The 20,623-nt window shown below is 33.6% G+C and carries 12 protein-coding genes; 4 read left to right on the top strand and 8 right to left on the bottom strand.

Features of this window, described 5'->3' with window-relative positions:
• Position 1 precedes the first annotated feature (1 nt).
• From radC to C4F50_RS22215, 3 genes are all read right to left on the bottom strand, one after another.
• Positions 2-691, bottom strand: coding sequence for a RadC family protein (radC, locus tag C4F50_RS22225; protein WP_194140852.1), 690 nt, complete (start codon positions 689-691; stop codon positions 2-4).
• A gap of 346 nt (positions 692-1,037) precedes the next feature.
• Positions 1,038-2,393 carry a UDP-N-acetylmuramate--L-alanine ligase gene (locus C4F50_RS22220; RefSeq protein ID WP_194140851.1) on the bottom strand — a complete coding sequence of 452 codons (1,356 nt, stop codon included), beginning with the start codon at positions 2,391-2,393 and terminating at the stop codon, positions 1,038-1,040.
• 68 nt (positions 2,394-2,461) lie between these two features.
• On the bottom strand, positions 2,462-3,148 hold the full coding sequence (locus tag C4F50_RS22215) for a tetratricopeptide repeat protein (protein WP_194140850.1): 687 nt from the start codon (positions 3,146-3,148) through the stop codon (positions 2,462-2,464).
• A gap of 130 nt (positions 3,149-3,278) precedes the next feature.
• Between C4F50_RS22215 and C4F50_RS22210 the strand changes: the two genes are divergently transcribed.
• The gene (locus C4F50_RS22210) at positions 3,279-9,812 is read left to right on the top strand and encodes an alpha-2-macroglobulin family protein (protein WP_194140849.1); all 6,534 of its coding nucleotides are present in this window, start codon (positions 3,279-3,281) and stop codon (positions 9,810-9,812) included.
• Positions 9,813-9,889: 77 nt separating this feature from the next.
• On the opposite strand, the gene C4F50_RS22205 is transcribed toward C4F50_RS22210, so the two are convergent.
• On the bottom strand, positions 9,890-12,037 hold the full coding sequence (locus tag C4F50_RS22205; protein WP_194140848.1) for a S46 family peptidase: 2,148 nt from the start codon (positions 12,035-12,037) through the stop codon (positions 9,890-9,892).
• Between the two features lie 314 nt (positions 12,038-12,351).
• Between C4F50_RS22205 and C4F50_RS22200 the strand changes: the two genes are divergently transcribed.
• Positions 12,352-12,882, top strand: a complete 531-nt coding sequence (locus C4F50_RS22200) for an outer membrane beta-barrel protein (RefSeq protein ID WP_194140847.1) — start codon at positions 12,352-12,354, stop codon at positions 12,880-12,882.
• Positions 12,883-12,999: 117 nt separating this feature from the next.
• Here C4F50_RS22200 and obgE read toward each other — a convergent pair whose 3' ends face one another.
• The 4 genes from obgE to hpt all read right to left on the bottom strand — a co-directional run bounded on the left by obgE (position 13,000) and on the right by hpt (position 16,820).
• Positions 13,000-14,001, bottom strand: a complete 1,002-nt coding sequence (obgE, locus tag C4F50_RS22195; protein ID WP_194140846.1) for a GTPase ObgE — start codon at positions 13,999-14,001, stop codon at positions 13,000-13,002.
• A gap of 164 nt (positions 14,002-14,165) precedes the next feature.
• A complete protein-coding gene (locus C4F50_RS22190; RefSeq protein WP_194140845.1) occupies positions 14,166-15,440 on the bottom strand; it encodes a hemolysin family protein in 1,275 nt (424 codons plus the stop codon).
• A 202-nt stretch (positions 15,441-15,642) separates the two neighbouring features.
• Complete coding sequence (locus tag C4F50_RS22185) at positions 15,643-16,215, bottom strand: adenylate kinase (RefSeq protein WP_194140844.1); 573 nt, start codon at positions 16,213-16,215, stop codon at positions 15,643-15,645.
• Positions 16,216-16,289: 74 nt separating this feature from the next.
• Positions 16,290-16,820, bottom strand: coding sequence for a hypoxanthine phosphoribosyltransferase (gene hpt, locus C4F50_RS22180; RefSeq protein ID WP_194140843.1), 531 nt, complete (start codon positions 16,818-16,820; stop codon positions 16,290-16,292).
• Positions 16,821-17,003: 183 nt separating this feature from the next.
• Between hpt and C4F50_RS22175 the strand changes: the two genes are divergently transcribed.
• Both C4F50_RS22175 and C4F50_RS22170 read left to right on the top strand, forming a co-directional pair.
• Complete coding sequence (locus tag C4F50_RS22175) at positions 17,004-18,278, top strand: PQQ-dependent sugar dehydrogenase (protein ID WP_194140842.1); 1,275 nt, start codon at positions 17,004-17,006, stop codon at positions 18,276-18,278.
• A 223-nt stretch (positions 18,279-18,501) separates the two neighbouring features.
• Positions 18,502-20,604 (top strand): TonB-dependent receptor, encoded by a 2,103-nt coding sequence (locus C4F50_RS22170; protein WP_194140841.1) that lies wholly within the window; start codon positions 18,502-18,504, stop codon positions 20,602-20,604.
• Positions 20,605-20,623 lie beyond the last annotated feature (19 nt).

Genomic DNA, 20,623 nt, shown 5'->3' with positions numbered 1-20,623 from the left:
ATTAAAATATTCCTTCATCTACAAAACTATAATATTTTGATTCAGTTATAATCAAATGGTCCAAAACTTTAACATCTAAATGGTCACCCGCCTCCCGGATTTTTTTTGTGATTTGTTTATCGGCCTCGCTTGGAGTTGTATTTCCAGAAGGGTGATTATGACACAATATCAAACCTGTAGCAAAATTTTCTAATGCTAGTTTAAAAACAAGCCTCACATCAACTACCGTTCCTCCAATACCACCTTTACTCAATTGTGACTTCAAAATCACACTATTCGAATTATTAAGAAAAAGCACCCAAAATTCTTCGTGAGGCAATTCCCCAATAATGGGCTGCATCATTTCGAAGGCAATTTTGCTTGAAGTAATTTTTTTGAGTTCTAAAGAATCTTCGGCTCTGCGTCTTCGTCCCAATTCTAAAGCAGCAATAATAGTAATTGCTTTAGCCTCACCTATTCCTTTAAAATTAATTAACTGCGAAATAGTCATCTTCCCTAGAGCATTTAAATTAGCCACACTATTGAGGATTCTCTTGCTCAAATCTACTGCAGATTCATTTCGGCTTCCCGAACCAATTAAAATAGCAATCAATTCGGCGTCACTTAATGCGTTTTTCCCTTTGAGCATTAATTTTTCGCGGGGTTTATCATCATCAGACCAATTTTTTATAGCGAAATGATCTCCTTTCATAATCATAATATTTAAATAGCGAATATAAATTAAAAAGAAGAAAAATCTTTCATAAAATACAGTCCTTTTTTAAATTTAGTTATCTTTATAAACCAAGCTGTTTAAAAATGAAATGGTTACCAATCTCTCCCCTGCTTTTGCTTTTTATTTCCTGTTCGCAAAAGGGATTGTCTTTTTGAATACACGATCGTAGGGCATTTTAAATATGGAAGTAAATTATTCAATTAGGCAATTAGAGAATGTGTCAATTAGAGAATGTGCCAATTAGATAATTAATTTTACTAAAAAAAGTGCCAACTGCATAAAACACAATTGACACTTTCTAACTTTCTAATTATCTAATTGCCTAATTAACTAGACCTTTTACTTCATCAAAATTTAAACCGCCGTAATTTCCTGAGCTCATTAAGAGTAAAGCAGAATTCTCCAGATTTAAATTAAAAAGATATTCTTTGAATTCGGCTGGATTGGTATAGATCACCAAATCTTTACGATTAAAAGCAGCAGCAATCTGATCGTAAGTAACCTCGTCAAGCTGTTTGATTTTTACAGCATCTGGAGAATAAAATACTACTGCAACATCTGCATGGTCTAAAGCGCCTTCGTATTCTTTTAAAAACGCTGCGTTCAAACTGCTGTAAGTATGCAATTCTAAACAAGCCACCAAAGTCCTGTTCGGATATTGTTCTTTTACTGCTTTTGTTGTTGCTGCTACTTTGCTCGGAGAATGCGCAAAATCTTTGTAAGCAACTTTTCCTTTTCCTTCTGCAATTTTTTCTAATCTTTTTGAAGCTCCTTTAAAACTCGCAATTGCTTCGTAGAATTCGGCTTCATCAACTCCCATATTCTGGCAGATCCATTTTGCTCCGGCAAGATTATTTAAGTTGTGAGCTCCAAAAACTTCTATCGGCATGTCGCCTTCTGGAGTTTCCAAAAGTGTTACACCATCACTAACAGTGTAATTTGGCGTGCTGTAAGGTAATTTTCTAATCGGATTTGTTGCTGCTTCAGAAACGCGTTTTACTTCTGGATCATTTTCATTATAAACCAAAATACCACCATTAGTAATCATTTGAATAAAAATTTCAAACTGCTCTACGTAATTTTCGTAAGTCGGAAAAACATTAATATGATCCCAAGCAATTCCAGAAATCAAAGCAATATTGGGCTGGTATAAATGAAATTTTGGTCGTCTGTCTATCGGAGATGACAAGTACTCATCGCCTTCCAGAACCATAAAATCATTTTCTTCTGTCAGGTGCACCATAGTATCAAAACCTTCTAATTGCGCACCAACCATATAATCAACTGCAACATTATGATAATTCATAACATGAAGAATCATTGAGGTAATCGTAGTTTTACCGTGCGAACCGCCGATAACAACACGCGTTTTATTTTTAGACTGTTCGTATAAAAATTCTGGATACGAATAGATTTTTAAACCCAATTCTTGCGCTTTCAACAATTCTGGATTATCTGCTTTAGCATGCATACCGAGAATTACGGCGTCTATATCTGCTGTAATTTTCTCGGGAAACCAGCCCATTTCTGCAGGAAGAATTCCTTTTTTCTCCAAACGAGATTTAGATGGTTCAAAAATCGCGTCGTCACTTCCTGTAACTTGATACCCTTTATTATGTAAAGCTAATGCAAGATTGTGCATCGCGCTTCCGCCAATGGCAATGAAATGTGTTTTCATTTTATAAATTCCAATTTTTTAAATTTCAAATTCCAAAAATTACTAGAATTTGTCTTTTGAGATTTTATTTAAGCTTCAAATTTTCGTTTCAATTCCTGCGCCTTTTTAGGCTCCTTTAATTTGTTCAAATATAAATTATATAATTTTTGAAATGTCACTTTTGAATTGCCAATTTCATGTGCTTTCATATAATTTTTTTCGGCAAGATTATATCTTTTAAAATATTCTTCGATTCTACCTTTAGACAAATAACCGTCAACTGGAGAAAACTGTGCCAATTCGTTAGAATATGAAACGGCTTTAGATTCGCTTCCACCCAAAATTCCTGGTAATTGCAGATAAATTTCTATCAATGCCCATCTTGCCTGCACATGTTTTGAATTGAGTTCAATTGCTTTTTCAAATGCAGCTTTCATATCGCCAACCATTCCGAAAGCTTTTAACTTATTTACTTCTTGCGAATGCATGGCCAGACATCCTCCATATTTAAAAAAATAATCGGCATTGTTAGGTTTTAATTCTGTGAGTTTTTTGAAATAAGAAGCACCTTCTACCCAAGATTTTTTATGACCCGCAATTTCTCCCAAATAATCTAAGGTCTTGACATCTGAAGGTTTTGTTTTCAATATAGATTCAAAAATAACTTGGGCTTCAGTATACTTTTTGGAATGGAATAATTTTTCTGCTTTTTCAAAATTAGATTGTGCCCAGCAGAATGCCGGCACAAGTACAAAAAGAAATAACAGTTTTTTCATGTTTCAAAAATAAGGAAATATAAAATGCTGCTTTGCTTTTTGATATAAATTACTAATTTGTACGAAAATTATTTTAGCATTATTTCCAACCTTTTCAAAAAATTATACATCTATAGATCAAAACTTATTTATGAAAAATATATTATTTGTATTCTTTGTGTTTTCTTCCGCTCTTTTTGCACAACAATCCGAAAAAAAATGGGATGATGTTATTGCTTTTGAAAAAGCGGGTAAAATAAAATCTGCAAATGATCTTGTTATTAAAATTCATAAAAAAGCTACCGCCCAAAAAGATGAAGTACAAATGATAAAATGTTTTTTTTATCAGTCAAAATACATGTTGGTTTTGGAAGAAAATGCGCAGACTAAAATTTTAAACAATTTAAAGTCAAATATCAAACAGGCTGCCATTCCATCTAAAGCAATTTTAAATATTGTTTATGCCAAATGCCTTGATGATTATTTTAAAAAAAACAATTATAACATCCGACAGCGAACTAATCTTAATGTTTTATCAGATAATTTTTTAACATGGACTGAAAAAGATTTTAATGATCAAATAAAAAGTGCGCTAAAACAGTCTTTTGAAAACGAACTTGAATTAAAAAAAACACCGCTTTCACGTTACGAAGCGATTTTTGATTATCCGTCATTAGAAAAATTCAACACTGAAAATCTGCTTAATTATGTTTTAGATGAAAATATACTTTTTTATACTAACAAACTACATACTTGGGAAATCTTAAAATATTCTTTTACACCTTATAAAAAGGCTTTTTTGGGCAGTACTTCCGATTTTATAAATGTGAATCTGGATTTTGTAACGAATGAAAATCTTCGCTGCGTTATTTCATTATACCAAAAAAAAGAAAGTAATTATCCGACTTTAAACAATCAATTTGAACGTTTATTGTTCTGTAACACCTTTTTATTTGAAACAGACAGTGACTATCTAAATGTTCTGAACAAACTTCAAAGAAATGCAAAAGAGGAATTTTTGATTCAAAAAATTCAATTAGAAAAAGCGCAATATCTGATGCAAAATGCATCAAAAAAGACAAATCCTGATTACAATATTCAGGCCATTACAATTTTGGACAGTATTATAAAAATCAGCAATAGATCGAATGCATATAAAACGGCTGTTAGTCAAAAACAAAAACTACTCGCAAAATCAGTAAGTGTACAGCTTCAAAAATACCTATATGACAATGAAAATGCACGCGTTTTTATTAAATACCGAAACGTAGAACAGCTTAAAATTTCTTTTTTTAGAATGGATCAAAAAAACGTGATCTATTTTAATCGATATGAAAGCCGCAAAGATGCTGAAGCTGCGAATATTGCAAAAAAACAAAAACCAGAAGCTGCAATTACATATCCACTTAAAAATCAAAAAGATTATTTCCAATATTCTACAGAAGTATTATTGCCGAATCTAAAAACAGGTTCATACTTGGTTTATTTTGAAAGTGAAAGCAACGCAAAAAACCAAGAAGCTTTTACTTATGAAACCATTACGATTTCGAATCTTTCGGTATTAGCATCAGAAATTAATTCAACAGAAACCTATCAAGTTGTAGACCGTAAAACAGGAAGTCCTTTAAAAAATGTTACAATCAGATCTCCAAGATTCACTGCTATAACAGATCAAAACGGTATTGCTTTTTATAAAAAAGCTAATAGTAATCGAAATTATGAAACTACTGAATTTTCTTTAGGAAATGACACAATTTCACTCACCAATAACTATTTACACCACAACTCTAGTTATCAATCGGACAAAACAAATAATCTAAAAGCAAAAGTAGAATTTTATCTGGACCGTGCGATTTACAGACCTGGCCAGACCGTTTATTTTAAAGGAATTGCAATTCAAAAAAACAACGAGAAAACGAATGTCCTTCCGAATGCTGCTTTCAAAATTCTTATTGAAGATGCTGATAATAACGATTATAAAAAAATTGACGTTACCACAAATGAATTTGGCTCTTTCTCGGGAGAATTTATTTTACCTAAAAAAGGGTTAACAGGCACGTTTAAAATCAGTGTTGATGAAACTGATAATTATAAAAAAAATAAAGGAAAAGCCATTTTACCTTTTTGGGAAAACGTAAATTTTGAAAATTCTCAAATAGATTTTAGAGTTGAAGAATACAAGCGTCCGAAATTTGAGGTTAATTTTGATCCTAAAAAAGAAACTTTTCAAGTTAATCAATCAATAAAGGTAAGAGGTTCTGCCAAAGCTTTTGCCGGAAGCTCTATTTCGGATGCTATTGTAGAATATACAGTTACACGTTATACAAGCTATACACAAAATTATTTTGGAAGAGAAGATGAAGAAGAAATAGCCAACGGCGAAACAAAAACAGATGTAGCTGGCAAATTTGTTATTGATTTTACAGCATCGCCTTCAGAAGACGATGTAAAAGAAAAATTACCAATCTATACTTATGAAATTAAAGTCACTATAACCGACATAAATGGAGAGACGCATGATTCTCAAACAGAAGTAAAAGTAGGCTATCACGATTTAATTCTACATGTTGGACTTCCGTCCAAAATCCAGACTAAAGATAGAAACGAAATTATTTTAACAAGTGCTAACCTCAACGGTGAATTCAAAGCAGCGAAAGGTGAGGTGAAAATATATTTTCTGTATCCATTTTTGAATAAATTTAAAACTCGGAATGGAGAAAAACCAGAAATCGAAAACATCTCAGATCAGGATTTCGAAAAATTATTTCCGTTTGAAGTCACTGGAAAAGAATTACAAAAAAAACCTTTAAAAACATTGGTTTATTCTAGAAAAGTCGACACCGAAAAAGAGAAAACCATTCCGTTGGATTTTATTTCTGATTATAAATCTGGAAATTACAAAATTGTTTTCAGTGCCGATGACAGTTTTAAAAACCCGATTGAAACCACTACAGATTTTCAGCTTTCGCAAAACAAAGACAAGTTTAACCTCAGCAGGTTATTGACCGTACAACAGCTTAACGAAGATCCTAAGAAAGATGGTTTTGTCCGCATAAAACTAACTTCTCCTATTCAAGATCTTTATATTATGATTACGGGAAATTATAAAAATGACTTGTTTTATGACCAAGCACATCATTTACACAACAATGAACTTGTAATTAAAATACCATTCAAAAATGAGTTCGAAAAGTTGTTAAAAATAAAATTTGAAAGCATTTTTGAAAATCAGTATTTCAATGAAGAATTTCCTGTTGTTCTAAAAAGCGAAATGACAAAATTAGAATGGAAAGTTACAAGTTTTAGAAATAAAATTGAGCCGGGAAGCACTGAAAATTGGTCTTTTCAGCTCAAAACCACTAAAACTAAAAATGAAGCTGAAGTTTTAGCGTCTATGTATGACAGCTCCTTAGATAAATTCACCTTAAAACAGTGGATCGCACCCAATATTTATGAATACAATTACAATGGTGCCAGCAAAAAATCTATTTTAGGTTTTGGTCAAATCTATAAAACAATAGAAAATCTAAACCCATACAAACCAAAAATACAGTTTAACAACGAGTCAACAAATTTGATCTGGTTTGGTTTTGATTTCAATAATTCAGATTCTTTTTATCAGCAAAGCCAATATTTAAAACAGCTAAGCAAAAAAATAAAAAAACCTGCAAATGCAAAAATGATCTCAGGAATATTAACTGATGAAAGTGGATTAGAACTTCCAGGCGTCTCGATAACTGTAAAAGGAACGAAAAGAACTGCTACTTCCGATTTTGATGGCTATTATCAAATTGAAGCTGTTGCTGGTGAAGAATTAGTTTTCTCGTTTCTCGGCTTAAAAAATATTTCGGTTGTTGTAACAGATACTAAAACTTTAAATAAAACCATGGAAGATGACTCCAGTCATCTCGAAGAAGTCGTTGTTACTGCCTATGGCGCTCAGAAAAAACAATCGCTTACTTATGCTGCACAAACTATTGCTGGTGCAAAATTGATAGCAGCAGAAAATGCAAAAAAAGATGCAGCAGCAATGTTATCTGGATTTGTCCCAGGAGTTCAAATAGTATCGGATAGTATTCAATATTACTATAGAACTTCTAAAATAAAATTTATTCCAGGCAAAAAAATTGTAAGTGGTTTAACTTCAATGACAGTTATTCCTTCAACTTTATATGTAATTGACGAAGAGATCTCATCAAAAGAAAATTTCGAAAAACTAAACCCTGACGATTTTCTGGACATAGATTTCTTAACTGTCGAAAAAGCCATCTCCATTTACGGAAATAAAGCTTCAGGCGGAGTAATCATTATTACAACCAAAAAATCTCTTGAAGCCATAACTCAGGTCAAAGCCAGAAAAAACCTCTCAGAAACTGCTTTCTTTTATCCAAACCTAAAAACAGACGATAAAGGAAAAGTAAGTTTTGAGTTTACATCACCAGAAGCTTTAACTTCTTGGAAACTTCGCTTGCTTGCGCATAATAAAGAAGCTGTTTCTGGTTATTTAGAAAAAAGTATTGTTACTCAAAAAGAGTTAATGGTAATGCCAAATTTCCCAAGATTTTTAAGAGAAAAAGATACGATTACAATCAGCGCTAAAATCTCGAACCTTACAGCTGAAGCTAAAACTGGAATCGCAATACTTCAGTTTTTTGATGCCATGACGATGCAGCCAATTGATGCAAAAATGCTGAATACAAAAAATGTCAAAAACTTCACGATTAGTTCATTTGGAAATACAACAGCAACTTGGAAAATTGCAATTCCAGAAGGACTTCAAGGCGCTCAGTATAAGATCTTAGCGAAAGCTGGAAATTATTCTGATGGAGAAGAAAACATCCTTCCAGTCTTGACAAATAATATGCTGGTTACAGAAAGTATTCCGATTTGGGTTCGTGATAATTCTAAAAAAGAATACACGTTTGAGAATCTTAAAAATAATAATTCAACGACTTTACGAAATCATCAGTTAACTTTAGAGTATACTTCAAATCCGACCTGGCTGGCGATTCAGTCGCTGCCTTATTTGATGGATTATGAACACGAATGTGCAGAACAGACTTTTGCTAGGTTTTATGCTAATGCTTTGGCTTCTGAAATTATTTCGAGTAATCCGAAAATTGCAACTGTTTTTGAAAACTGGAGAAAAGACGGAAAACTAAATTCTAAACTAGAAGAAAACGAAGAATTAAAATCGATAATTTTAGCCGAAACACCTTGGCTAAAAGATGCCCAAAGTGAAGAAGAAAAGAAAAAAAATCTAGCGCTTTTATTTGATTTGGAAAAGATGAAAGCATCACAAGAAACCACTTTTGATAAATTAAAACAAAAACAAAAAGCCTCAGGCGGCTTTGTTTGGTTTGGCGGAGATTATGAGAGCGAATATATTACGAGACATATTTTGGCCGGTCTGGGACATTTGCAAAAACTCAGTAAAACTGATGCATCAAAAATCGATGAGATCACCAAAACCGCAATTCCGTTCTTAGACACTAAATTTTTAGAATATTATAAAACGACTGTCAAAGATTTAAAAACGACAAATAAACTCATCTGGGTCAATCCATATTCTGATTTGCACTATTTATATACCAGAAGTTTTTATTTAGAGAAATATCCATTATCAGATACTTTAAAAAAAGCTTCAAAGTTATATTTAGAAACAGCGAAAAAAGAATGGCTGCAGTATTCTATTTATGAAAAAGGACTAGCAGCTTTAACGCTCAATCGTTTTGGCGAAAAAGCAGCTGCCAAAACCATTTTGGAAAGTTTAAAAGAAACATCATCCAACAATGAAGATTGGGGAATGTACTGGATTGCTAATAAACCGGGCTGGTTTTGGTATCAGGCACCGATAGAAACTCAAGCATTATTGATTGAGGCTTTCGCCGAAATTACCAACGACACCAAATCTGTAGACGCAATGAAAGTCTGGCTCTTGAAAAACAAACAGACCAAAAACTGGCCGACTACAAAATCGACAACCGAAGCTGTTTATGCATTATTAATGCAGGGAACCGACTGGCTTTCGGTAAAAGATAATACGGTTATTAAATTGGGGGATGAAAAAATCCTCACCAAAAAACTAGCCGAAAACGAAAAAGAAGCCGAAACAGGCTACATCAAACTAAACTGGAAAGCCGATGAAATAAAGAAAGAAATGGCTTCCATCAGCATTCAGAACAAATCGAAAGTTCCTGGTTTTGGCGGAGTGTATTGGCAATATTTTGAAGATTTAGATAAAATCAAAAATAACTCAGGCGATGTGATATCGGTTTCTAAAGAGTTGTATATAAAGAAAAATACTTTGAACGGAAACGAATTAGAAAAAATAACTTCAAGAAACACTTTGAAGATTGGAGATCTAGTAACTGTAAGATTGGTTATTTCTACTAAAGAAAATGTTGAATACATTCATTTAAAAGATATGCGTGCTTCTTGTTTTGAGCCTGTAAATGTACTCTCAGAATACCAATACAAAAATGGATTAGGATATTATATGAGTACAAAAGATGCTGCAACACATTTGTTTTTCGACAGAATAAACAAAGGAACTTACGTCTTAGAATATGATATTAGAGTTAACAACAGCGGTGAATTTTCAAATGGAATTACAACTATCGAAAGTATGTATGCGCCCGAATTTACAAGTCATACTAAGGGAATTCGAGTTAAAGTAAATTAAAAAAATCCGCCACGAATTCACGAATTTTATTTAATTAATTCGTGAATTCGTGGCGGAAAAAATTGTAAGAATTGAGATTATTTTGAAATCGTCAATTCGTCGATGATGTTTTTAGCACCAGCGTATTTATCGATAATCCAAAGTACATAACGAATATCAACATTGATCGTTCTTTGCAATTTAGAATCAAAAATTACATCTCCTGCCATTGCCTCGATGTTTCCGTCAAAAGCAATACCAATTAATTCTCCTTTACCGTTAAGAACAGGCGAACCAGAGTTTCCTCCTGTAATATCATTATCCGTTAAAAAGTTTACCGGCATATAACCTGCTTTATCAGCATATTGTCCGTAATCTTTTGCTTTGTTCAATTCTAATAAACGGGCTGGTAAATCAAACTCAGCATCTCCGGCTTTGTATTTTTTCACCATACTTTCCATTGTAGTATAGTTATTGATTTTTGCATCTTCATTACGACTATCAGCAGGTAAAGCACGAACTTTTCCGTATGTTAATCTCAAAGTAGAGTTTGCATCTGGATATTTAATCGCATTCAATTTTGATTCTCTCAAACCTTCAACCAATTTACGGTAAGCCGTTGCAAAACCATCGTCCGCTTTTGCCTGATCGTCTGTTTTAGCACGGTATTTTGTCAATAAATCATTCGATATAATATACAAAGGATCGTGTACAATTGCCAATGGTTTTGGATCTGCTAAAAATGCCAATACTTTTTCTTTATTAGTAAAGTAACTAATTTCGGTTGCTTTTGCTACATCTGCAGTAAAATCTCCATTGTTCGCTTTTTGCATTTTTGCAATTTCTGGAGCAAGTCCGTATTCAGCAGCTTTAGAAGCGTATAAATTTAATTGTGCTGTTAAAACATCTTTTTCTAATGGAGCATAAAATTCCCCATAGATACTTTCAACCAATGCATTGATTTTAGGAATCATTTCAGCTTTCTTCGCATCATTTTCTTTGTAATAAGCAATTAAAGCGTTTCCAAGATTCGCTGGTCCAGTTGCATAAGCAGAAGTACGTAAAAGCTGTATTAGATAATTATCATGACGCGCTTTTAAGTTTGTTTCTCTGTAATAATCATTAATTGTCGGAATTACATTTTCGTACTTTTCTTTGTTTGCAGGCTTGCTTGCCCATTCATAGAATTTATCTTCTTGCGCTGCTTTTGCGTCAACTGTTCCTGCTTTTGTAAGAGCATCGATCATACCTTGACGGTTTTTCCAATAATTTGCAGTCGAAGCATATTTAGAAGCATACTGTAAACGAACAGTTGCATCTTTATCCATATACTTTTTCATTTGGTCCATTCCGGTTTTTGCACCCTCTACCCACGCAGGATAAGAGTAGTTTATATTTTGCTCAATTCCGCCAGCCGGCATCCAACGATTTGTTCTACCCGGATAACCAAGAATCATTGCAAAATCATTTTCTTTAACACCTTTAATACTTACAGGTAAATAATGTTTTGGCTGTAAAGGCACATTGTCTTTAGAATACGCAGCAGGATTTCCGTTTTTATCTGCATAAACTCTGAACATAGAGAAATCTCCTGTTTGACGAGGCCACTCCCAGTTGTCTGTATCACCGCCAAATTTACCAACGCTTTCAGGAGGAGTTCCTACTAAACGAACGTCTGTATAATCTTGGTAAACAAAATAGTAATATTCATTTCCTTGAAAGAAAGGACGAACAGAAACAGTGTATTTTCCATTTTCGCTGTTCTCTTTTTCGATTAAGCTGATTTCCTGTTGAATGATTGCGTTTCTTTCTGTTTCTGTCATCGTATCATTGACTTTTGACAAAATTCTTTTAGAAACATCATCCATACGAACGAAGAAACGAACATATAGCGATTTTGGTTTCATCTCGGCACTTTTATCTTTTGCCCAGAAACCATCTTTTAAATAGTTTTTTTCTGCAGTAGAAAGTTCTGCTATCGCATTGTAGCCACAATGGTGATTTGTTAAAACTAATCCGTTTTTTGAAACAATTTCAGCAGTACAGCCTCCATTAAACTGTACAATCGCATCTTTCAAACTGTGATTATTGATACTGTAAATTTCTTCGGCTGTCAACTGCAAGCCCATTTTTTCCATATCTCTATGGTTCAATCTTTCGATAAACATCAAAAACCACATTCCTTCATCGGCTTTCACAGGAAGAGCCATAAGGCACATGGTCAAGAATAAAATTACTTTTTTCATGTTATTTTGTTTAAGTTCTGCGAATATAGCTCATTTATAAAGAAAAAATAAGCATTACAGCAAAAAACAAAACCAATTAAACAGGTAAATTGCTGATTTTTCGAAATTTTCGATTTTACAAAGACATCCATTTATTGCCAAATCTGTGAATTAAATCTCTTAAAATACCAATTAAATTTATTGCAAAATGAAGTGATAAATTAAAAACCTGAATTATTTGTAAAAATAAAGCTTCAATAATAAATTTTAAAACTAAAGTATTTCTTACAATAATATTTATTCTAAATTTGCCTTTTTAATAAATACGATTAAACATGAAAAAATTATTAGCCGGAATTGCGTTATTAGTAACGACTATTGTAAGTGCACAGAAAAATTCTATTTTGTTAGGTGGAAACGTTGGGTTCTCTTCAGAGAAAATTGGAGAATCAAAACTTGAAAATTTTGAATTCTCTCCAAAAGTAGGTTACCAATTTGCTGACAAATGGACTATTGGAGTAGAAGGTTCTATTATGAACACAAAAATTACAGGATTGGACAAAACTGAAAAGTATAAAATAGGTGGTTTTGTACGTTACTCTGTACCGCTTTTCAATATGTTTTCTTTTTATGCAGATTTGGGCGCTGGATACCAAAATACCTCTTTAAACAATGCAAAAGGAATGTATGCTAGTTTTGATCCAGGATTATTTATTAACATGAAAAATGGTTTTGGCCTAAACTTTTCCATTGGAGGTATTAACTATGATAATCTCGACGGAAAAAATGATCCAAGACAAGAGCGTTTAGGTTTTGATTTTGGAAAAACTTTAAATATTGGTATCTCTAAAAACTTTGCATTATAATTTCATAGGATTCAGTTAAAAAGTAAAAATCCTAAATACTTTTTGTTTTTTTTCGTGCAGAAAGTAAAAACCCGACAAGTTTAAATTGTCGGGTTTTATTTTATCTAATCAGAAAGACTATTCATTAAGCATTTTCCAAAGTTTATCTTTTAAATCTGTTAAACCTTGCTGTGCAACAGACGAAATAAACATATAAGGAACATCTTTAAAAGAAACATCCAATTCTGCTTTTAGTTCTGCTTTTAATTCATCATCCAGCATATCGCATTTTGAGATTACCAAAAGACGTTCTTTATCCAGCATTTCTGGATTGTATTTTGTTAATTCGTTAACCAAAATATCATATTCTGCTTTAATATCTGGTGTATCAACCGGAACCAAGAATAATAAAGTTGAGTTACGTTCAATATGTCTTAAGAAATAATGCCCTAAACCTTTTCCTTCTGCAGCACCTTCTATAATTCCAGGAATATCTGCGATTACAAAAGATTGAAAATCTCTGTAAGCCACAATACCTAAATTTGGCTTTAAAGTTGTAAACGGATAATCTGCAATTTTTGGTTTAGCCGATGTTAAAACAGAAAGTAAAGTTGATTTTCCTGCATTCGGAAAACCTACCAAACCAACGTCTGCCAAAACTTTTAGTTCCAGGATTACGTCCATTTCTATTCCTAACAAACCTGGCTGTGCATAGCGCGGTGTCTGATTTGTAGAACTTCTAAAATGCCAGTTTCCTAAACCGCCTTTCCCGCCTTTGCAAAGAATTCTTTTTTCTCCGTCTTCGGTTATTTCAAATAACGTTTCTCCAGTTTCTTTATCTTTTACAACTGTTCCTAGAGGCACTTCAATGTACTTATCTTCTCCGTCAGCACCCGTACTGCGGTCTCCTCCTCCATCACCACCGTGACCTGCTTTAATGTGTCTCGCAAATTTTAAGTGAAACAATGTCCAAAGACCTTTGTTCCCAACTAAATATACGTGTCCGCCGCGACCGCCATCTCCACCATCTGGTCCGCCCTTTTCAATAAATTTCTCTCTATGTAAATGTGTAGATCCCTTTCCTCCTTTTCCGGACGAAACATATATCTTAACGTAATCTACAAAATTTCCCTCTGTCATTGTTTTGAATTTCAGATTTTAGATTTTAGATTTTAGATTAAACTAAAACCAATCTCTATCCTCTATTTATTGTTATGTGCAGTTTCAAAGTTTCAGGTTTCATGTTTCAAGTTAAGTGCGTAAGCTAACCTGAAACTTGAAACTTTAAACTTGAAACAAATTCTCTACTCTTTAAGTGCTTTTACCAGCACTTTATCAATTTTTACGCCGTCCATGTCTACGACTTCTAAGACAAATTTCTGCCAGACTAATTTTTCGCCTTCTTTTGGAATATGCGAAAGCTCAGTCATAATCATACCGCTTACAGTATTTACTTCGTAATCGTTTGTCAATTCGTCTAATTCGAAATAAGTTAAGAAATCGTGCAGCGAATAATGCCCGTCAACCAGCCAAGAACCGTCTTCTCTTTCTACCAATTGAAATTCATCTTTGTAAAACTCTGATGCATCTCCAACTAAAGCTTCTAAAATGTCATTCAATGTAATCATTCCCTGAAAAACACCGTATTCATCAGAAACCAGTGCATAATGCACTCCTGTTTTCTTGAAATTCTCCAAAGCTTTGTAGGCCGTGGTTTGTTCCATTAAGTAAGGTACTTCACTCATTATTTTTGACAAATCGAAATTATCGTTTTCGATGCTTGCAAAAATATTTTTAAGTGTTACGACTCCGACAATATCATCGTAATTATCATTGTAAACTGGATAAACTCCGTGTAAATCCTGAACTACTAATTCTTTTATTTTAAATCTGTCAGCCTTTAATGGCAGCATGTCAACAGACTTTCTGTGTGTCATTAACGAGCTTACTTTTCGGTCTCCGATATGAAAAACACGTTCCACAATATCTTGTTCAATTTCCTGAACTTCTCCTACTTCTGTTCCTTCTTTAATGATGGCTTTAATTTCTTCTTCGGTTACTTTTCCATCTGCAGTTGGTTTGATCTGGAAGACATTCAGCAAAAAATCTGTTGATGAAGTTAATAACCAAATAAACGGTGCCGTTATAATCGAAATCACTTTCATTGGCATCGCAACCATTTTTGCAATCGATTCTGGATAATTCAATCCAATACGTTTTGGAAGCAATTCTCCCAAAACCAAAGAAAAGAATGTTAATACAACAACTACAATTCCTACGGCAACTGAATGTGCATAAGGCTTTAACGCAGCAAAACCAGCTACAAAAAGCTCAACATCTGCTGTTATTTTGTCTCCACTATAAATACCGGTTAGAATTCCGATTAAGGTAATTCCGATTTGTACTGTAGATAAAAATTTATTTGGGGAATTGGCTAAATCAAGCGCTGTTTTAGCGCTTTTATTTCCCTTTTTGGCAGCTGTTTCCAGCCTGTTTTTTCGTGCTGAAATCAGTGCAATTTCAGACATGGAGAAAACTCCGTTTAATAGTATTAGAAAAAATATTATTAGTATTTCCAATTTGTGGCTTGTTCGTTATAAAATAGTTTTTGTTATGTAATAATTCGCAATCTTGATTTTTAGCCCAGATGGAAGTGAAAAGCCCGGAGCTAAAAAAACTAATTTTTCTTGCCAGAAAACAGCGACCAGAGGAAGCTCGTTTTATGGTATAGAAAAATAGTTTTTTTAGCGAGGACTTGAAACGTACAGCTGGAATAAGCTTCTACAAATTATCTATAACTGACGTTAATCTTTGTGTAATTTGTTCTACAGTTCCGATACCGTCTACGGCATGAAACTTATTTTGTTCTTTATAATATCCAATCAATGGAGCTGTTTTCTCGTTGTATTCCTGATATCTTACACGAATTTTTGATTCGTCTTGATCGTCTGCTCTTCCGCTTGTTTTTCCTCTTTCTAATAGACGTTTTACCAAAATTTCGTCATCTGCTTCTAAAGCAATAGTTGCTGTAACGCTTGACCCAATTGTTGGTAAAAATGCATCTAAAGCTTCTGCTTGGTTTAATGTTCTTGGATATCCGTCGAACAAGAATCCTGCAGTATCAGGGTGTTTTTTTACCTCATCAATTAACATTGCCGTTGTTACTTCGCATGGAACTAGTTCGCCGTTGTCCATAAAAACTCTTGCTTTTTTTCCTAGTTCAGTATCGTTTTTTAAATTGAAACGAAAAATATCTCCGGTTGAAAGGTGTGTTAAATTGTATTTCTCTTTTAAAAATTCTGCCTGAGTTCCTTTTCCTGCTCCAGGCTTTCCAAATAAAACGATGTTAATCATAATAGGTTTGAGTTGTGACTTCTTTTTTTTCGAAGAAGTTTAAAATGAATATATAGTTGTGTTTTGTTTAATTTTTATTCTGCTAGTTTATAGATTTCGGTCAGGTTTCTTCCAAGTCCGTCATAATCCAATCCGTAACCTACAATAAATTTGTTCGGAATCCTGATTCCGACATAGTCTATTTTAATGTCTTTTTTATAAGCTTCTGGCTTAAAGAACAATGTTGCAATTTTAAAATGCTTAACATTTTGTGCTTTAAACAAATGTTTTAGTTCTTCGATTGTGTTTCCGGTATCGATAATATCTTCTATAATAATAACGGTTTTATCAGTCAAATCTTGATTGATTCCGATTAATTGTTTTACAGATTCTGTCGATTCTGTTCCTTCGTAAGAGGCCATTTTGATGAACGACACTTCGCAGGGTTTTTTATATTTTTTTAGAAAATCGGACACGACCATAAAAGCACCATTTAAAACTCCAATAAAAATTGGCGTATCATCGCCAAAATCATCTTCTATCTGAGCTGCCATTTTAGTTAAAGCAAAATCAATTTCTTTAGCCGAAATAAACGGAACAAATTGTTTATCGTGAAGTTGTATCATTATTTTTCTTTTTAAAATAATGGACAAAGATACAGAATTACAACTTAATTGTAATGATCAAAAATAAGGACAGCACACAATTTTTTAGAAATGTTAAACATCGGTTAATATTTACAAAAATTTATTTCAAGCTGTTTTATAATTCTTAAATTGTTGTTAGTAAAATTCTTAACTATAACTAAAATGAAAAATACCACTCCAATACTTTCTCTGTTTCTACTAATATTATTTTCTGCCTGTAACGGACAGGTAAAAAAAGAAGAAAAAGAAGCTTTGGCAAAACAACCAGGAAATACTGTAAAAACTGCCATCGGCGATATTACACTCCCGCCGCCCTATGCAACAGAATCTAAAACGAATAATAGTAAAGTTGTAGGATGGCCAAACGGAATTACACCAAAAGCGCCTGAAGGTTTTAAGGTGACTAAATTTGGAGACGGTTTTGAGAATCCACGCTGGACTTACATTGCTCCAAACCAAGATATTTTTGTGGTAGAAAGCGGTACGCGTGCCAGCAAAAACCAGATTACGGTTTTGCGCGATAAAGACAAAGACGGGAAATTTGAAACTCGTGAAGTTTTTATTAAAGATTTGAATAAACCTTTTGGAATGCTGGTTTTAAAAGACTTTTTCTACATCGCCAATACCGACGGATTATACCGTTATCCTTATAAAAACAATCCGCTGAAACTGGAAACTAAAGGCGAAAAAATATTGGAACTTCCTGCTGGAGGCTACAACAATCACTGGACACGAAATTTACTGGCAAGTCCTGACGGAAGCAAAATTTATGTTTCTGTGGGATCTGGAAGTAATAATGCCGAACATGGTGTGGACAAAGAAGTGCGTCGTGCCGGAATTCTCGAAATCAATCCTGACGGAACAGGCGAAAAAATCTATGCTTCGGGTTTAAGAAATCCTGTTGGAATGGATTGGAATCCTGTTACCAAAGAATTGTGGACGGCAGTTAATGAACGCGATGAACTTGGCGACGATTTGGTTCCTGATTATATTACGAGTGTAAAAAAAGATGGTTTCTACGGATGGCCTTATTCTTATTTTGGAAATATTCCTGATCCAAGAATGAAAGGCGAAAGAAAAGATTTAGTCGAAAAAGCAATTGTTCCGGATGTTCCGGTTGGGGCACACACGGCTTCTTTGGGTCTGGCATTTTATACTAAAGATAAATTTCCCGCAAAATACAAAAACGGTGCTTTTGTAGGACAGCATGGTTCTTGGAACCGCGCAAATATTTCTGGTTATAAAGTTCTTTTTGTTCCGTTTAAAGATGGAAAACCTTCAGGAAAACCAGAGGATTTTTTAACTGGTTTTATTTCAGATCAAAATAAAGCAGAAGTTTATGGGCGTCCGGTTGCGGTTACGGTTATGAATGACGGATCGCTTTTGGTAAATGATGACAGCAGTAATACGATTTGGAAAGTGACTGCGAATAAATAAAGTTTTTTAAAAATAGAAATTCCAAATTCCAAATTCCAAATTCCAAACTATAAAAATTAAACACATAGAGACATAGATTTTTGTTTCTTAGATTAAGATTAAAAAGAAAACTCATTTTCACACATAGCTATGTGACTTTAGGAAAAGTGAAACGCCTTTTTTGCCTCAATGAAACCTATGTTTCTATGTGTTAAATAAAACTGCATTTTTAACCCAGCCATTTATGCCCTCCAAAAAATACCTTCTTCTTTTCTTTATTCTTTTTATTTCTAAAAACATTTTGGCACAGGAAAAAGAAGTTAAAAGTATTGATTCTGTAAAGACCCAAAAACTAAATGAAGTTTTAATAAGTCCGCTTCATATCAATCGTGATTTACAAAACAGTCCAGCTTCAATTGGTATTCTATCCGAAAAAGAATTACTTCAAAATAATACAACCGACATCAGCAACGTCATCAATACGATTCCTGGAGTTTTTATGCAGTCGTCTAATATTACTACAACCCGAATTTCGATTCGAGGTATTGGCGCCCGAACACCCTATGGAACCAATAAAATCAGAGCTTTTTACGGAAGTATTCCACTCACTTCTGGAAACAGCGAAACGGTTATTGACGATATTGATTTGCAAAATATAAAACAGCTTGAAGTGATAAAAGGGCCGCTTTCCAGCATTTACGGCGCGGGATTGGGCGGTGCTATTTTGATTTCTCCCCAATCGCTGCAAACAGCCCGCTATCAAACCGAAGTAAGTTCTGTTTTTGGTTCTTTCGGATTATTAAAGAATAGAGTCAGTTTTGATTTGAATCAAAAAAATGCGTCTTTAAATCTAAATTATCACAATCTCAAAACAGATGGCTGGCGCGAAAACAGCGCTTATAATCGAGAAGGGATTACGCTTTCGGGAGAATTATTTCGAAAAGAAAAAAGCAAACTAACTTATATTTCAAATTATACCTATTTAAAAGCTTACATACCGAGCTCAATTAACAAAACCACTTTTGAAAATAATCCGCAGTTGGGTGCACCGACTTGGGTCGCCTCAAAAGGATTTAAAGAATACAAATCGACTTTGGCGGGATTGGCTTATGATTTTAAGATTAATGAGCATCTAAACAATTCGACTTCGGTTTTTATTAATTACAAAGACAGTAACGAGCCGCGTCCTTTTGATATCTTGCGCCAATACACTTTTGCCTCAGGCTTGAGAACTCAATTTTCGGGAGATTTTACAATCGGAAAAATCAAAAATCAATTTATTGGAGGAATTGAATATTTCAGAGATAATTACAGCGGTAATACTTTCGAAAATCTCTATCAACAAAATAATGGAAACGGAAGTTTACAAGGCGATCCGCTAACGGCCTCAGATCAAAAAAGACATTTTTATAATATCTTTTCTCAAATTAGAACTTTGCTGACAGATCAATTTGAAGTTCAAGCAGGATTAAATTATAACAAAACCAAATTCGAACTTCAGAATGTTTTTGCCGCTTCTGCGAATGATCCGAAGGAAAATTATAGTTACGATGGAATTTTTTCACCACAGCTTTCTGTTTTATACAAACCCAACGAAGTTCGAACCTTTTATTTTTCTATAAGCCGTGGTTTTTCTCTTCCCGCAACCGAAGAAACTTTGACAAGCTCCGGAAACATTAACCCAAACATCAAACCAGAAACGGGTTATAATTTTGAGCTGGGCGGTAAACTTCATTTTTTCAATAAAAAATTGTATACTGAAATTGCCGTTTTTAGAATGGAAATAAAAGATTTATTGGTTGCCAAAAGAATAGGCGATGATCAATACGAAGGAGTAAATGCAGGCAGGACTTTTCATGAAGGAATAGAAATTTCCCTTAAACACAATTGGTCCATTAATTCCTTTTTAAATTTAAATTCGTACGCTGCGGCTTCAATTGGAAATTATGAATTTAAAGAATTCGATAATAACGGAAATAATTTTTCGGGAAATAAACTAACAGGAGTTCCTGCCAATACAGCAAGTGCAGGTTTTAATTTAAATACAAATTCTGGATTTTATATTGCGGCCGATTTTCAATTCACAGATAAAATACCATTAAACGATGCTAATACTGCTTTTTCTGATTCGTATGCCCTTTTGAATTTAAAAACAGGTTATCAATTTGAAATTTTATCGGGATTAAAAGCACGCTTAGATGCTGGCATAAATAATGTAATGAACGAAAAATATGCCTCAATGATTTTGACTAATGCTGCCGCTGTTGGCACCGCACAGCCCAGATATTATTATCCCGGCTTACCCATAAACTATTACGGAATTGTCTCTTTAAATTATTTATTTTAGCTCTAAAATCCCAAATTAA

Source organism: Flavobacterium hungaricum, from assembly GCF_015182285.1.
GTDB lineage: Bacteria > Bacteroidota > Bacteroidia > Flavobacteriales > Flavobacteriaceae > Flavobacterium > Flavobacterium hungaricum.
Note: the sequence above shows the minus strand (reverse complement) of the source record. Positions and strands in the feature narration are given on the sequence as shown.

What these genes read in the sequence shown, in the direction of transcription:
- radC (WP_194140852.1), bottom strand. Translation starts at nt 691, where the DNA reads ATGAAAGGAGATCATTTCGCTATAAAAAATTGGTCTGATGATGATAAA.
- C4F50_RS22220 (WP_194140851.1), bottom strand. Translation starts at nt 2,393, where the DNA reads ATGAAAACACATTTCATTGCCATTGGCGGAAGCGCGATGCACAATCTT.
- C4F50_RS22215 (WP_194140850.1), bottom strand. Translation starts at nt 3,148, where the DNA reads ATGAAAAAACTGTTATTTCTTTTTGTACTTGTGCCGGCATTCTGCTGG.
- C4F50_RS22210 (WP_194140849.1), top strand. Translation starts at nt 3,279, where the DNA reads ATGAAAAATATATTATTTGTATTCTTTGTGTTTTCTTCCGCTCTTTTT.
- C4F50_RS22205 (WP_194140848.1), bottom strand. Translation starts at nt 12,037, where the DNA reads ATGAAAAAAGTAATTTTATTCTTGACCATGTGCCTTATGGCTCTTCCT.
- C4F50_RS22200 (WP_194140847.1), top strand. Translation starts at nt 12,352, where the DNA reads ATGAAAAAATTATTAGCCGGAATTGCGTTATTAGTAACGACTATTGTA.
- obgE (WP_194140846.1), bottom strand. Translation starts at nt 14,001, where the DNA reads ATGACAGAGGGAAATTTTGTAGATTACGTTAAGATATATGTTTCGTCC.
- C4F50_RS22185 (WP_194140844.1), bottom strand. Translation starts at nt 16,215, where the DNA reads ATGATTAACATCGTTTTATTTGGAAAGCCTGGAGCAGGAAAAGGAACT.
- hpt (WP_194140843.1), bottom strand. Translation starts at nt 16,820, where the DNA reads ATGATACAACTTCACGATAAACAATTTGTTCCGTTTATTTCGGCTAAA.
- C4F50_RS22175 (WP_194140842.1), top strand. Translation starts at nt 17,004, where the DNA reads ATGAAAAATACCACTCCAATACTTTCTCTGTTTCTACTAATATTATTT.
- C4F50_RS22170 (WP_194140841.1), top strand. Translation starts at nt 18,502, where the DNA reads ATGCCCTCCAAAAAATACCTTCTTCTTTTCTTTATTCTTTTTATTTCT.